General features: G+C 62.2%; 14 protein-coding genes. 5 read left to right on the forward strand and 9 right to left on the reverse strand.

From position 1 onward, the window contains the following. Window positions 1–23: 23 nt before the first annotated feature. Window positions 24–374 (reverse strand): ribonuclease, encoded by a 351-nt coding sequence (locus AC3ISA_RS05595; RefSeq protein WP_489179687.1) that lies wholly within the window; start codon window positions 372–374, stop codon window positions 24–26. A 106-nt stretch (window positions 375–480) separates the two neighbouring features. Between AC3ISA_RS05595 and AC3ISA_RS05600 the strand changes: the two genes are divergently transcribed. Then, complete coding sequence (locus AC3ISA_RS05600) at window positions 481–1485, forward strand: LLM class flavin-dependent oxidoreductase (RefSeq protein WP_489179688.1); 1005 nt, start codon at window positions 481–483, stop codon at window positions 1483–1485. On the opposite strand, the gene AC3ISA_RS05605 is transcribed toward AC3ISA_RS05600, so the two are convergent. Next, window positions 1482–2453, reverse strand: coding sequence for an alpha/beta fold hydrolase (locus AC3ISA_RS05605; RefSeq protein ID WP_489179689.1), 972 nt, complete (start codon window positions 2451–2453; stop codon window positions 1482–1484). The two genes, AC3ISA_RS05600 and AC3ISA_RS05605, sit on opposite strands and share 4 nt — an antisense overlap. 49 nt (window positions 2454–2502) lie before the next feature. On the opposite strand from AC3ISA_RS05605, the gene AC3ISA_RS05610 reads away from it, so the two are divergent. Then, a complete protein-coding gene (locus tag AC3ISA_RS05610; RefSeq protein ID WP_372693276.1) occupies window positions 2503–3339 on the forward strand; it encodes an aldo/keto reductase in 837 nt (278 codons plus the stop codon). Between the two features lie 173 nt (window positions 3340–3512). Here AC3ISA_RS05610 and AC3ISA_RS05615 read toward each other — a convergent pair whose 3' ends face one another. Together AC3ISA_RS05615 and AC3ISA_RS05620 are read right to left on the reverse strand one after the other, a co-directional pair. Next, a complete protein-coding gene (locus AC3ISA_RS05615; RefSeq protein ID WP_489180078.1) occupies window positions 3513–3929 on the reverse strand; it encodes an HIT domain-containing protein in 417 nt (138 codons plus the stop codon). Beyond that, the gene (locus AC3ISA_RS05620; RefSeq protein ID WP_372693274.1) at window positions 3926–4819 is read right to left on the reverse strand and encodes an SIMPL domain-containing protein; all 894 of its coding nucleotides are present in this window, start codon (window positions 4817–4819) and stop codon (window positions 3926–3928) included. The genes AC3ISA_RS05615 and AC3ISA_RS05620 overlap by 4 nt, the downstream gene beginning before the upstream one ends. A gap of 139 nt (window positions 4820–4958) precedes the next feature. Here AC3ISA_RS05620 and mdh point away from each other — a divergent pair, with 139 nt between their 5' ends. Together mdh and AC3ISA_RS05630 are read left to right on the forward strand one after the other, a co-directional pair. Further along, entirely contained in the window at window positions 4959–5921 is a 963-nt protein-coding gene (gene mdh, locus AC3ISA_RS05625) for a malate dehydrogenase (RefSeq protein WP_489179690.1), read from the forward strand. Between the two features lie 212 nt (window positions 5922–6133). Next, window positions 6134–7558 (forward strand): tyrosine-type recombinase/integrase, encoded by a 1425-nt coding sequence (locus AC3ISA_RS05630; protein ID WP_425985679.1) that lies wholly within the window; start codon window positions 6134–6136, stop codon window positions 7556–7558. A 356-nt stretch (window positions 7559–7914) separates the two neighbouring features. On the opposite strand, the gene AC3ISA_RS05635 is transcribed toward AC3ISA_RS05630, so the two are convergent. After that, window positions 7915–8505 carry a Swt1 family HEPN domain-containing protein gene (locus AC3ISA_RS05635; RefSeq protein ID WP_425985677.1) on the reverse strand — a complete coding sequence of 197 codons (591 nt, stop codon included), beginning with the start codon at window positions 8503–8505 and terminating at the stop codon, window positions 7915–7917. Next, complete coding sequence (locus AC3ISA_RS05640) at window positions 8502–9251, reverse strand: DUF5343 domain-containing protein (RefSeq protein ID WP_425985675.1); 750 nt, start codon at window positions 9249–9251, stop codon at window positions 8502–8504. Before AC3ISA_RS05640 ends, AC3ISA_RS05635 begins: the two co-directional genes overlap by 4 nt. Before the next feature lie 92 nt (window positions 9252–9343). Between AC3ISA_RS05640 and AC3ISA_RS05645 the strand changes: the two genes are divergently transcribed. Then, window positions 9344–10375: a hypothetical protein gene (locus AC3ISA_RS05645; protein WP_425985674.1), complete on the forward strand. Its 1032-nt coding sequence runs from the start codon at window positions 9344–9346 to the stop codon at window positions 10373–10375. Window positions 10376–10478: 103 nt separating this feature from the next. Here AC3ISA_RS05645 and AC3ISA_RS05650 read toward each other — a convergent pair whose 3' ends face one another. Genes AC3ISA_RS05650 through AC3ISA_RS05660 form a run of 3 tightly spaced genes read right to left on the reverse strand, consistent with a single transcriptional unit; the run spans window position 10479 to window position 14543 of the window. Beyond that, window positions 10479–12107, reverse strand: coding sequence for a type I restriction-modification system subunit M (locus AC3ISA_RS05650; RefSeq protein WP_425985672.1), 1629 nt, complete (start codon window positions 12105–12107; stop codon window positions 10479–10481). A 13-nt stretch (window positions 12108–12120) separates the two neighbouring features. Continuing rightward, window positions 12121–13383, reverse strand: a complete 1263-nt coding sequence (locus AC3ISA_RS05655; RefSeq protein ID WP_489179691.1) for an AAA family ATPase — start codon at window positions 13381–13383, stop codon at window positions 12121–12123. Next, on the reverse strand, window positions 13380–14543 hold the full coding sequence (locus AC3ISA_RS05660) for a restriction endonuclease subunit S (protein WP_489179692.1): 1164 nt from the start codon (window positions 14541–14543) through the stop codon (window positions 13380–13382). The genes AC3ISA_RS05655 and AC3ISA_RS05660 overlap by 4 nt, the downstream gene beginning before the upstream one ends. Window positions 14544–14599: the final 56 nt, after the last annotated feature.

A 14599-nucleotide genomic window follows, 5' to 3' on the forward strand; every position in this document is an offset into this window, starting at 1 on the left:
GCGGCGGCAGCAAGGCGCCGTCGTCAGTCGACGCGCGCGCCTTCCGCCGGATCACCGCCGGAACCATCGAAACGACGCCCCGATCCCTCGACGGCGTCTGGGTCTGCGTCTGACGGCGAATCCGGGTCGGCCGACTCGCGTCCCTCTTCCGCCAAGGTCTCGTTGATCTCGCGCGAATCGGGATCGTCGTCGGATCCCGAGGCCGATCCGCCACGTAGCGATCCCGCGCGCGTGTCAGACCCCGAATCGCTGCCGTCCAGGGCGTCGATCAGCGTGTCCGCCTTGCGGCCCAGATCGGGCTTCTCGCCCATGTCGGCGGCCTCGCGCGCATCGTCGCACTCGGGGTCGGGCTTGGCAGCATCAATGTCCGTCATGGCGCAGGTCTCCGTAGTGAGGATTTGAGTCTTAAAGCGCCCGACCCGGTTGCGGTTCCGCACCCCGCGCCCTTGAACCCCGGCGCACAGCCCCGATCTAGGCGTCATGATCCCGTTCTCAGTTCTCGACCTCTCTCCCATCGTCGAAGGCGGCGACGCCCGCCGCGGCCTGGACGAAACCCTGGCCCTGTCCCAGGCCGCCGACCGTCTCGGCTACGAGCGGTTCTGGCTGGCCGAGCACCACAACATGCCCGGCATCGCCAGCGCCGCGACCTCGATCGTCATCGGCCATGTGGCGGCGGGAACCGAGCGTATCCGCGTCGGCTCCGGCGGCGTCATGCTGCCCAATCACGCCCCTCTGGTCGTCGCCGAACAGTTCGGCACGCTGGAGACCCTGTTCCCCGGCCGGATCGACGTCGGCCTGGGCCGCGCGCCCGGCACGGACGGCGCCACCGCCCGTGCGCTGCGTCGCTATTTCGAAGGCGCCGACCAATTCCCGCGCGACGTGGTCGAACTGATCCAGTGGTTCGAGCCGGCCTCGGACAATCAACCGGTCCGCGCCGTGCCCGGCGCCGGGCTGCGCGTACCCGTCTGGCTGCTGGGCTCCAGCCTGTTCAGCGCGCAGCTGGCCGGCCAGCTGGGCCTGCCCTACGCCTTCGCCAGCCATTTCGCCCCCGAACTGCTGCTTGAGGCCCTGGCCCTTTATCGCCGCAGCTTCACCCCCTCGGACCGCCTGGCCAAGCCCCACGCCATGGCCGCGATCAACGTCTTCGCCGCCGACACCGACGAGGAAGGCGTGCGCCTGTCCACCTCGATGCAGCAGAGCTTCGCCCGCCTCTCGACCGGCAAGCCCGGAAAACTGCCCCCGCCGGTCGACGACATCACCACCGTCCTGACGCCGCAACAGATCGAGGGGGCCAAGGGGCGGCTGATCTATTCCGCCGTCGGCGGGCCCGAGACGGTCAAGCGCCAGCTCTCTGACTTCATCGTCCTGACCGGGGTGGACGAGCTGATGGTCACCGGCATGATGTTCGACAATGCCGCCCGCATCCACAGCCTGGAAATCGTCGCCGACGCGCGCGAGCAGATGGCGCTGGCGGAAGCGGCCTAAAGCGCTTTCAGGAACTCCAGCAGCAGAGCGTTCACCTCATCCGCCCGCTCCTGCTGGATCCAGTGCCCCGCGCCCTGCACGACCACCGACCGGGTCAGCCCCGGCGCCCACTCCTTCAGCCCCGCCTCATGCGCTCCGGCGTAGTGGCGCACGGGGTCGTCCTCGCCGACGATGAACAGGGCCGGCGGCGTGATCTTCTGATCCTGCACGAAGGCCGTCAGCGACCAGTTCAGGTCCATCGCCCGATACCAATTCAGCGGCGCCTCGAACCCACCGGCCGAGAAGGCCTGCACATAGTCGTCGAAATGATCCGCGCTCATCCACGGCGGCAAGGTCGCCGCGTCGTCGATGGTGTCGAGCAAGTCCACGCCCTCGGGCATGAAGCCGGTCGATTTCCTCGCCGCCGGGGTCGCACCGTCATAGGCGTAGAAGAGTTTCCTCAAGGCCGTCGCCGGATCGACGTCCAGCGCCACATGGGCGTCCGGGGCCTGGAACCGGCTGATGTAGAGGTCGCCCAACCCGGCCCGCTTCGAGATCGCAGCCATGGCGACGGTTGGCGGTCCCTTCGGTCGGCGCGGCTGGAACGGCACCGACAGGCCCGCCACTGCGGTGAAGACATCGGGCCTCAACAGGGCGCAATGCCAGGCCACCGGCGCCCCCCAGTCGTGACCCACGACGACGCAGGACCGCTTGCCCAGCGCCCGGACCAGATCGACCATGTCCCCGACCAGATGCAGGATGGAATAGGCCTCCACGCCCCCCGGCTTCTCGGTCCCGCCATAACCCCTCATGTCGGGGGCTGCGACGTGGTATCCTGCCCGGGACAAGGCCTCGACCTGGGCCCTCCAGCTGACCCCCAGTTCGGGAAAGCCGTGGATCAGCAGGACCAGCGGCGCGTTGGGGTCTTCGAACCCGGCGTCCAGAACCTGTTGGACCAGGCCGTCGGTCTTGATAAGCCGCGTTCGCATTCCACCCTCTTTCGCGGTCTTCGCCGCTTCTAGTTTCGTCAGGACGGACATGACCCGCCTCGTCACCTTTGCGGACGGTACGACCGTTCCCGCCCTCGGCCAAGGCACCTGGGAGCTGGGCGACGACCCCGCCTGGCGCGACGAGGAGCAGCAGGCCCTGGCCCGCGGCATCGACCTGGGCATGACCCTGATCGACACGGCCGAACTCTATGGCGACGGCCGGTCCGAGCGACTGGTGGGGGAGGTCATCGCCGACCGCCGCGACGAGGTCTTCCTGGTCTCCAAGGTCCGGCCCGAGAACGCCTCGGAGATGAAGATGATGCTGGCCTGCGAGAAGTCGCTGGAGCGGCTGGGCGTCGAACGGCTGGACCTCTACCTGCTGCACTGGGAAGGCAACGTCCCGCTGGAAGAGACCGTCGAGGCCTTCCGCGACCTGGTCGACGAGGGGATGATCGCCCGCTGGGGCGTGTCCAACCTGGACCTGCGCGCCATGGAACAGCTGATGGAGATCGAGGGGGGCGAGGACTGCGCCGCCAACCAACTGCTCTACAATCTGGCCTCGCGCGGGGTGGAGTTCGACCTCCTGCCCTGGATGCAGGCCCGCGACATGCCGATGATGGCCTATTCGCCCCTGGGACGCGGCGAACTGCTGGAACAGCCTCTGATCCGCGACATCGCCAATCGTCATTCGGCCAGCCCGGCCCAGGTCGCGCTCGCCGCCGTCCTGCGCCACGACGGCGTCATCGCCATCCCCAAGGCCAGTTCGGTCGAACACGTCGAGGCCAACGCCGACGCCCTGGAAATCCAGTTCGACCTGGAAGACCTGGAACGGTTGGACGAGGCGTTCCGTGCGCCGAACCACGCGGTGCCGCTGGATATTATCTGAGTTCCAAAGTTTTAAATCGTCACCCTCGGGCTTGTCCCGAGGGCCCACCGCAGGTTCAGGCTCGGCAGCCTGATGTTCAGGTCACGACTTGCAGCGTCTTGCGGCCGCGCTTGCCTTACCGTGGGCCCTCGGGACAAGCCCGAGGGTGACGGGGTTGGGATCAGGCAGGATTCTTACAGACCCGCGCCCTCGTCGTCCGCGATCACTCCCAGCAGCCGCACCCGCTCACCGTCCGCATACGGAACAACAGGCCCTCGCCCCCACACCGGATCCGGCCAGAGGCCGTCATCACGGCAGCGTCCGACCACGTGAACATGAAGTTGCGCCGTCACATTGCCGATGGCGCCGACGTTCAGCTTCTCTACAGCGCCCAGCTGTCGCACCAGCGCCCCGGCCCGCACCGCCTCCTCCATCAGCATGGCCCGCTGCTCGACGCTCAGATCCTCCAGCTCCACCGCCCCCTCGACGCGCGGGATCAGGATCAGCCAGGGAAACCGCGCATCGTCCTGGAGCCGCACATGGCACAGCGGCCATTCGGCGGCGGCGAGCGATCCGGTTTCGAAGGCCGGCGCCACCTCAAACCCCATCAGTTCAGCCCGTAGATGACGCAGGCGCTGTCGGTCAGGATCTGCAACGGCGGTTGCAGCGCCAGCCGCGCCGCCTCTATGTCCGTTTCGCTGGGTCCGCCGCCGCCAGAGATCGGTGCGGGCGGCGGCGGGGGCGGTGCAAAGGCCGCCTCTGCGCTCACACGCGATCCCGTCACCACGATGTCGTCCACCGTCGTCGCCTGGCCTCCGGCCGCATAGGAGGGCCAGCCCGCCAGCACGTCCGTCTGACACACCCGCCCTGACGGATCGATGATCTTGACCCGGCCCAGGGTCGCGCCCGCATTGGTCGCCGCCGCCTCGGCCCGCCGCCGCGCATCCTTCATCGCCTCGGCCTGAAGATTGGCCTTCCAGCTGTTCTCCGGCTCCAGGTTGAAGTTGACCTGTCCGATGGACGTCGGGCGCGAGGCCACGATCGTCGCATAGACCCGCTCGATCAGGGCCACGTTGCGCACCGTCACGCTGACCGAGGCGTCGGCCTGATAGCGGGCCACACGGTCGGCGCGGGTGTTGTCGCGCATCACCCCGTTCTCGTCGCGATACTGGTCATACAGAGGCCGGGTGGTGACGCTGGTCTCGACCCGCACCTTGTCCGCCCCATAGGCCGACAGCGACTGGCTCAGCGCCCGCACTTGGTCGGCGGCGGCGCGCGAGGCCTCGGTGACACTGCGGTCCACCGACTGGAAGCTGGCGGAGACGAAGGCGCGGTTGGCCTGGATCTCGACCCGCACCTGGCCGACCGAGGCGATCACCGGATCGCGCATCCACCAGGGCGCGGGAATATAGCGGTCGCCGATGGTCGCGGGCGGGGTCTGGGCGAGAGCAGGCGTCGCAACGGCGGCCAGCAGCAGGGCCAGGGTCAATGAAGGGCGCATCGAAATCCTCCGGTTGGGACCAGACCTTCGCAGCCCCGACCAAGGCCGTAAAGCGAGGTTCTTGCGACAGCCGCTTGAGGGGTCTAGACCGCCCGCACGATTAATCCCCATTTCGCACACGCAATAAACGGAGACATCCATGGCTCGCGCGAAGATCGCCCTTATCGGCGCCGGCATGATCGGCGGAACCCTGGCCCACGTGGCCGCGCGCGAAGCCCTGGGCGACGTGATCCTGTTCGACATCGCCGAAGGCACGCCACAAGGCAAAGCCCTCGACATCGCCGAGGCCTCGGCCGTCTTCGGCCAGGACGTGGCCCTGAAGGGCGCCAACGACTATGCCGATATCGCGGGCGCCGACGTCTGCATCGTCACCGCCGGCGTGCCGCGCAAGCCGGGCATGAGCCGCGACGACCTGATCGGCATCAACCTGAAGGTCATGAAGGCCGTCGGCGAAGGCATCAAGGCCCACGCCCCCAACGCCTTCGTCATCTGCATCACCAACCCGCTCGACGCCATGGTCTGGGCCCTGCAGAAGTTCTCGGGCCTGCCCAAGGAGAAGGTCGTCGGCATGGCCGGCGTGCTCGACTCGGCGCGCTTCGCCTACTTCCTGGCCGAGAAGACCGGCGTCTCGGTTCAGGACATCCACGCCTGGACCCTGGGCGGTCATGGCGACGACATGGTGCCGATGGTGCGCCACTCGACCGTCGGCGGCCTGCCCCTGCCCGACGCCGTCGCCGCCGGCCTGCTGTCGCAAGCCGATCTGGACGCCATCGTCGACCGTACCCGCAAGGGCGGCGGCGAGATCGTGGCCCTGCTGAAGACCGGGTCGGCCTTCTACGCCCCGGCCGAATCGGCCATCGCCATGGCCAAGTCCTACCTGCTGGACCAGAAGCGCGTCCTGCCCTGCGCCGTCTGGCTGTCGGGCGAATACGGCCTGTCGGACCTCTACGTCGGCGTCCCCGCCCTGATCGGCGCGAACGGCGTGGAAAAGGTGATCGAGTTCACCACCAATGACGAAGAAAAGGCGATGTTCGAAAAGTCCGTCGCCTCAGTCCAGGGCCTGCTGCAGGCTTGTAAGGATATCGACGCCTCGCTGGCTTAAGCCACGCCTCTGTCGAATGACGAAGGGCCGCGGAGCGATCCGCGGCCCTTTTTCTTTTCCCTTCTCCCATTGGGATAAGGCAAAAGTGTTAACTTACTAGAATACAACAACATTCTATGCTATGAAGTTTATACACGATGTATGCACGTCACGGCAGATCAATGACTTAGCGCCGCGATGTGCACGAAACCTGCACGACGATGGAGGCTGTCATGGCGTTTGTCACGGACAAGGAAGAGCTGAAGCCTGGATTGGTAATCTTCCGGCGAGGCGATTTGCAGACTCGGGATTGGTACTGCCGCGTTCGGCTGCCGAAGGCGACGCGCTACAAGACCATCGCCTTGAAGACGCCCGACATCACAACGGCGCGCACCCTTGCCTACGACCACGAAAGCGAAGTTCGCTTTGCGTTGAAGCGCAATCTGCCGGTGTTCAATCGCCCGTTCTCCGCTGTGGCGAAGGACTATATCGCCGAACAGAGATTGCGCGCCCAGCGCGGCGAAATCACGCTGGGCCGTGTGAAGCTCATCGAGTCGGTCGTGAAGAACCAACTCAACCCCTATGTCGGCAAGACGCAGATCGACCTGATCGCGCTGGACCGTTGGCAGAACTATCCGTCCTGGCGGCGGTCGCTCCGTCAGGGCCGCATGACCCGCCACGGCAATGTGCGACCCATGACGGAGGTGGAGCGCGCTGCCGCCAAAGAGGTCGCCGAGGGTAAGGCTGCGGAGAAGCGGCGCCGGAGCGACAAGGAGCCCAACGCGAACACCAAAGCGGAGCAGACGGACTGGATCATCGTCAGCGACGCCACCATCCGGTTCGAGATGAAGATCTACCGCGCCATCATTAATGACGCGGTTTCAAAACAGGAGGCCCCGCCTCATCACCGGATCGAGGGAATGCCCTCGCTGGAGAAGCAGCGCCGGGATGCCTTCTCGCTGGAAGAATACCGTCGCCTCCATACCCACGCCCGCACCAAGTGGGTGGATGCCGCGAAGACAGTAACTGCCCACTGGTACCGGGCCATGGTTTATCAGTTCGTCCTGATCATGTGCAACACCGGCATGCGGCCGTCAGAGGCGCGTAACCTGCGTTGGCGCGACGTGATGGAGGCGACTGACAAGAACGGTCAGCCGGTGACGGTGTTGTCCGTGCGGGGCAAGGGCAAGTCCCGCCAGCTTGTGGCGCCGAGCGGAAACGTCGGAAAATACCTCGACCGTATCCGCGCCATCGCGGTGAGCACCGCGCCTGAGGCTCCGGTGTTCAGCAGTGCGACCGGCACGATAGAACGCACCCTCTACAAGGCCTTCATCGCCGACCTTCTGAAAGACGCCAATCTGCGCGTCGGGCCGTCCGGCATTCTGCGCTCGACCTATTCGTTCCGTCATACCTACGCCACCATCCGCCTGACGGAAGGCGTCAGCGAACTGCTGTTGGCAGAGCAAATGGGAACCTCAGTGCAGATGATTCAGGAGCACTACGGCCACGTGGACACCATCAAACATGCCGACCTCGTGTTGCAGGGCATGAGTGACTGGGAGCCACAGGAGTTGGCACCGACCGACCAAAATCAAATTATCCAGGTCAAACGAAACGCGCGTGCAAAGATCAGCACGGAACCGCGCAACCCTCATTGATGTCCAGCCCTTCGCCGCCGAGGATCACGCGCCGAGTTCGGTGCGCCGCTGGTGGCGAAAGGCTGGTCTGCGTCTCTGCCATAGGTCCGATGCGCAGCCTGCGCTCTTGATCGGCCGTCTGGCAAAGCAGGCGGGTGGAATAAGCCGCGTCGAGTTCGATGCGGCCCGGCGGCCTGCGTCTTCCGCTGCGATGCTCCCGCGCGCCGTGGCGCTCTTGGAGGGGGCGTAGCAAGGCTTTATACGTCGTCGGGGATCAGGGATCGGCGATATCGCGAATAGCTGACTCTGATAGCTGACTCTGAATGCAAAAACCGGGCGGTTAAGGCTTGATCTAGTCCTGGTAGGGTCAGCCGTACCTACTTCGGTCCTTCCAGAACCCGGAACCAGTCTCGGATCGCGAGCTTCAGCCGATCCACCTCGTCGTCCGCGAGGAGCCCGCAGTGCGCTATCGTGCCCCGGAGCATGTTGAGCCCCCAAAGCACCCTCATTACTGCAGGCTGTGTACTGAGCATGCCGGCGAAAGTATCCCAGTTGTCTTTCAGGATGTCCGAGAGCTGGCCGAAGGTGGTGTAGTCGATCTCCGCTTCGGAGCGCGCCGTGACACCCGCTTGCGCTTCACGGCTCTTGTTTTTGCGGACTTCCTCTTTCACGGGCTGTGAGACGTGTGTGTCCCACCAGTCGGCACCGTGCTGTTCCTCCATCGTCTCAACAATGAGCCGGCGGATGTCGTTCTCCAGCATATAGAATATCTCGTAGTACCGGGCCATCTTCGACGCATTCACCCGGTTCTCCAGCGAGAACTGTTTAATGAACGGGTCTATCCGGTCGTCGTCTAGCAACTGGGACTGGACATGGAGGTCTGGCGAGGCGGCTACGTTCGTCCGCAGCTCCGTCTCAATGACAGCGCACTTCAATATGAAAAGCTCGACCGTGTGGGTGTCTGTCACCCTAAGAGATTCCCTTTGATGCTCCGAAAGATCGCGTTGTAGACCTCGACATTGGTGGTCTCGGGCAAAACAACGTTGATGTTGTAGGCCAGATTGAGCTTCCCGTTCCGAACTTCCGGACTGCGCTCGCTGACCCCATCATTATCGTCCCCGCCAGTCCGGCCGTCCCCGGCGGCTTCATCGCCTTGCGCTTCCTTGGCGCCTTTGGCGAGCTCCTGAAACGCTTGAAAGGTTGAGTAGATGTATCGGACGATTTGATCCGTTCCGGGCAGGCCGGTAACCTGGACGATGACGTCGGTAAGGGCCGCCTCGTCCGCTTTGTGCGCGTAGGTGTTGCGCTTGAATATCTCGCCGTAACCGTTGCGAAGGGCTTGGAGAGCCGCAGTCGGTCGGCCGCTTTCGGTCTGGAATTGCGAGTAAAGCTCGGTTGGGGAGCCATTCTGATTAAGCATCCCGGTCGACTTGAGGATCGGGATGATGGGGCGGGCGGCACCGCCCGTGGCATTCAGGACGGTCCCAAGAAAGTCGCTTGTGAAGATGCTCGGCTTCTCCGAAGTGGGAATCTTGCCAAGGACTCGCCGGAGCACTCCGGCGCTGGACGTGTACGGAAGCCCGCCCGGAATTTTCCGCCGCGCCGTCTTCTCTGCCGCTGTCGCGGGAGCGGCTTCCGCTTTCGGTGCTGCACTTCTCGCCATGTCTCGTCCCTCGCCCGAACTAAACGTCAGCGAGATCGTGGTGCGCGTCAATGGTCCTACATCCCGACCGGACAACCTGTGGCTTGCGCGTTAACTAAACCGAACCCATCTATAGTTGAAGCTTGGCTGCAGGGGGCATCGTCATGGGTGAGAAGCGTTTTCCGTGGAAGGGCAACTTCCTTAAAATCCCGCCGAAGGTCCGGGCCGAACTGGACAGGATTGACGGCGACCTCGTCGCGGTTGCGGCCGTGAAGTCAGTTCGCGTTGCTGATGTTGAGGCCGGTCTGTACTCACACCTCGGCCTAAATATTGACTTGCTGGATGGCTCCGCCAAGGCTGATGGCCCAAGGCAGCCGCCGGAGGATGCGGGGAAATGGTCGTACCGCAACGCGCGGGGCTGGGACCGAAAGCGCCCCGACCTTCCCATGGCCCCGAAGAGCTTTGTCTTCGAGTCACCGAACTTTGGCGACGCGGCCAGAAACGGGACCCATACCCACTATCAGACGAGACAGGTCTACCAACACCAAGTCTTCGAACCGCAGGGGATGGAGATTGAGCCCGTGATCATGTCGCAAACAACCGCTGACTACGTCGTCGTCAAGTTCGCGCTGATGCCGCTTCTAAGCCGCAGTCAGCCGGAGTTTGAGCTCATGCTCCTCTGGGCGGTGAATGTCCTGCAGGAGAACACCGGCGTGGCGGATGTTTTCGCCAGCACGGCCACGAAGGAAGACTTCCTCGGCACCATCCAGCTCGACTGGGACATCTTCCCGCCCGGAACAATTGACGACGTCGTGGAATGGTACACCTCGAAACCGAGCTCCGGATTGCGAGCTACGGACTTCGATAAGCACCTCCGGGATCGGACGGCGGCCTTCAACAAGCTCCAACCGGTGTCCTACATCCGCGGCTCAGGGCAGTTCGGTTCGTACTTCGGTGCCAAGTTTGCTGACGACCTCGTCGTGTTTGAGAACCTCCGATATGGCAACGCTCTGTACATCCTATACGATGACTGGGACGACATCTCGAAGCGCTCACGTCTCGACCTCCTGCGCGATCACGATGCCAAGTTTGACCGGGTAGTCCACGCGGCCGACTGGCAGTTTCAGTTCAACAAGATCATGAAGATGGAGCTCACCGCGCGCCGCCGGGGGAAGGGGCGCCGGTCGGGCGCTTAAGCGGCCCGTGCTCGAAGCGCACGAGTCCGTCTGGCTCGCGGAGGTATTCGAACACCGATTACGCTATTAAATCGGAGGATTGGATTCCTCTAATGCGACGCTGTCAGCGTACCGGCAAAAGCGGTAAGCCGAGGGCCATCAAAAATTCGTTGTGCTTGACCGTCGCGTCCGTAATTCTCCCTTCGATCGAAACCAAATCGGCCTGCGTCGCAGACAAATCGATCTCTTCCTCACCGATCGACGTACTGATGTAGCGAGAAACGTTGAGGTTGAACCCTTCGTTAGCGATGCGGTCCAGGCTCACGCGTTTGGAGTAGCGTTCTTCCTCCTTCCGGAACTGGTACGTCTCTATGATCTTGTCGATGTGCGCGTCAGTAAGCTGGTTCTGACGCTTGTCCTTCTTGAAGTGCTCGGCTGCGTTGATGAACAGGACGTCATCCGGTTTTTTGCACTTCTTTAGGACAAGGATGCACACGGGGATGCCGGTCGAATAGAACAGGTTCGCGGGCAGGCCGATGACGGTGTCGATGTGGCCGTCCTTCAGCAGCTTCGTCCGGATGCGCTCTTCCGCTCCACCTCTGAAAAGCACACCGTGAGGCAGGATGATGGCCATCACCCCCTCGTCTTTCAGGTAGTGAAAGCCGTGCAGCAAGAAGGCGAAGTCGGCCGCTGACTTGGGAGCCAGGCCATAGTTCTTGAACCGTACATCGTCACCCATCGCATCGGTGGGCTCCCAGCGCAGGCTGAAGGGCGGGTTCGCCACAATGGCGTCGAACGCAGGCTTCTTGGCGGGGTTGAGTTCGCGCAAGAGATCCCAGTCATTGGCGAGGGTGTCGCCGTGGAAAATCTCGAACTCGCTGTCCTTTACCCCATGCAGCAGCATGTTCATGCGAGCTAGGTTGTAGGTGGTGATATTGCTCTCTTGCCCGAAGATCTTGCCGATCCCGTGTTGACCCATGCGCTTTCGGACATTGAGCAAGAGCGAACCCGACCCGCATGCGAAGTCGAAGACGCTGGCGAGACGTTCTTTCTTGCCCGTGGCCGGGTCCTGACTATCCAAGGTCACGATTGCCGACAGGATGTCCGAGACCTGCTGCGGAGTATAAAACTCACCGGCCTTCTTGCCAGACCCGGCGGCGAACTGGCCGATGAGGTATTCGTAGGCGTCACCCAAGACGTCTAGCTCCGACGAGAATTCATTCAGACCTTTAGCTATCTCGGCAATGATCGAGCAGAGCTTCTTATTCTTGTCGGTCTGGGTCTTGCCCAGCTTTTCCGAGTAAAGATTAATCTCTGAGAACAAACCACTGAAGGTGCTCTGAAAGGACTCGTTCTCAATATATTTGAAGCCCTCGTGCAGAGTTAGCAGAAGCTCACTGCTCTGTGTGCGCGCTAAATGCGCGATGTTATTCCACAGGAAGGGCGGCTGAATTACGTAGTGCACCTTTCGACGCATCTGCTTTTCGAATTCGGCGACATCGTCCGGATTGCTTTTGTACCACGCCTGCAACGGCGTGCTTGCTCCAGTTGTGTCTGGCAGATCGGTCGGGAGCCTTGGGTAGTCTGCCCCTAGCTCCCTTTTGGCCGCAGCCTCGTAGTTGCCTGAGAGGTAGCGGAGGAACAGGAAGGACAGCATGTAGTCGCGGAAATCGTCCGCATTCATTGCTCCGCGCAGTTGGTCGGCAATGTTCCAAAGGGTCTTGCCAAGTCGCTTTTGAGTTTGGTCGTTCATTGAGCGGCTACTTCTATGGCACGGGCACGGGCACGGGGACGGGCACGGGCGCGGATGCGGGCGTCGGCGGCGGCCCAGGCACGAGGGTAGCGGAGGGCGACGCGGGCACCACGCCAGGAAGTGCGAAATCAAATCGGGTAATGAATGCACTCAGGATGCGGCGGAACAACTGCTTGTTGTCCTCGCCCATTTCAGTCGGCTCATGGATGGCGTAGGCGCCGTGGCTCAGCAGGTTGAGAGCCCTATTGAACAGCGCACGATCTACATCGTTGTCGAGCGCCTTGAGGCAAAATGCAATGCTGGAATGCCCGAAGAAGGAAGCCGTCTTTTCCATGATGCTGCGCAGGGCGTTGAAGTGGAACGTGTACAGCGTCCCCTTCGTGGGATCCGCCGCACGCTGTAGCTCCGCGAGGGTTGCGACATGGTGGAAGAAAGGCGTGTCTCCGGTCGGCTGGAGTTTGTAGGTTCCCTCGTCAACCGGGCGGTGCAGGAAGTAGCGCTTATGGTTCACTGACGGCGAGTTATCAATTTTCCGCCCGATTTCATTGCACATGACGTTGAAGAAGAGTGCGTGGTGCGACGAAAAGATCACCTTGATCGGGGCAGCCTCGCCGTTGGCGTCCTTGCGCGAGGCTGTTCTGCGCAGAAGCTTGGCAAGATCGCAGGCAACAGAGACGGCGTTGTTGTCATCCAGCGATGAAATGGGATCGTCGATATAAAGGTACTTCTTACCTTGGTAGGAGACATGGCCATCCAGCATCCGTTCGCAGATCGCCATGAAAGTGCACCAGATGAAGAGGTTCTGTTCACCCCGCGACACCTTGATGTTGATCTGGTCGCCTTTCCGGAAGCTGACGTAATCCGGCTTGGAGATTGTCTCTGTGCCCTGCGGGACGTCCTTGTAAACGAAGTCGAACTCAAAATCGGCGTACCGGGACAGATAGCTGGCGATGGTCTGATCCAGGGTGAGCTCCGTCATCGCGTTGAAGAACGAAGACTTATCGTTCAACTGCAGGTGCCGCACGCTGTCGCCTTCGAGATCGTTCTCCCAGATGAATAGATCTTCGGTGAAGGCATTGAAATAAAGAGTGTCGGACGCGCCGTTCGGGTTCTTCTTGCTCTTGCGCTTGCCGGCATCTTTGAACGCCATCGACAGTCGTGTCTTGCCGGTTCTATTGAAGGCGTAGATCAGGATCAGCGAGGTCGGCTTGGTGGGGTTGTTGAGATCGTCGCGAAGTCTTCCCACGAGCGTGTTTAGGGTCTTGTAAGTGCTCATGCGGCGACGTCCCCCATCCGAGGAAAAATCTCCCGCATCAGTCCTTTCATATGGACGTTCAGAGCTTCGAGCTTGCGGGTCTCGGCGGCGATGAGGTTGTCCAGAGACATCAGGCAGTCGGTTATGCGTTGCTGTTCCGACGGGGAAGGAACCCTAATCGTCATAGCCAGAACGTCCGGCTTGGAGATGTTTTTCATCGAGCCCGAACTTCCTCCCGCCAAGTTCGACAGGGCCGATCGCCCCACATCGGACCCCAAAACGAAAGCTACGAAGCGCATGCAGGTCGACGGTCGTGGTTTGGCCGCCCAAAGCCGGTCAGGGAGAAAAAGGTTGGGAAACTCGCGCTCAACGTAAGCGCTGGCGCCGACTAGCTTGGGCGTGTTCATGCGGCTTATGATTATGGTGTCGGCGCGTACTGGCTCTTTCACGCGGCTGATTTCTTCATCGTCGTATACAACCTTGTTCTCCAGCGGATCGAAAACGCCACTGGTGACCGCGCTCGTCTTGAGCACGCCGATTTCATCTCCATTGGCGAGCCGGTCACCTGAATTTACGCTGACGCCCGCGTTCAACGCGCTCACGAGAGCCGACAGCGGCGTTTCCTCCCAATCTCCCGAGCCCCCGAACTCCCCGAACCGCAGTCGCGGCACAGCTTCGCCTTTGAGGGGGAAGAGCTTCTGCTTTAAACCTCTTCTATGTGCGCTAAGCGCTTTCACCTTCTGCGCCTGCGCACGAACAACCGCGTCTGTAGCGGCCAGGCAGTCGGCGACCCTTTGCTGTTCTTGCTCCGTCGGTCGCCATGCCTCGGTAGTCAGGAACTGGCTGACGGAGATGTTGAAGCGGCCTGCTCGGGCACCCTCGTTGATCAGCCTTCCCAATGCCGGGTCATGGCTCCCAGACTCGAAATACCATTCCCAAAAAGCTGCGTTCTCGCTCGGCTGGAAGCGAAAGCATTTGTAGATGGGTGAGACGATTCCGGCCGGGTATCTGGAAAGGCGTTTGATCGTTCCGAAGCTTGACGCTTTTGTCGTCCGGTCGTTGTAGACGAAGTCGTCTCTTAGAATTCTCAGATAGCGATCGGTGGAGTCGCCAGCGATCTTCTTGCCGAAATATTCGCGCTGCAGCACAAGCCCGTGCTCCCCGGAGAGCGTGAGAACCATATCCGCGTCATTGTCAGTCGCCCTCTCGGTTACGGGACGGGCCAACTTATGAAGCG

The sequence above is a fragment of the Brevundimonas sp. KH_058 genome, assembly GCF_057838505.1.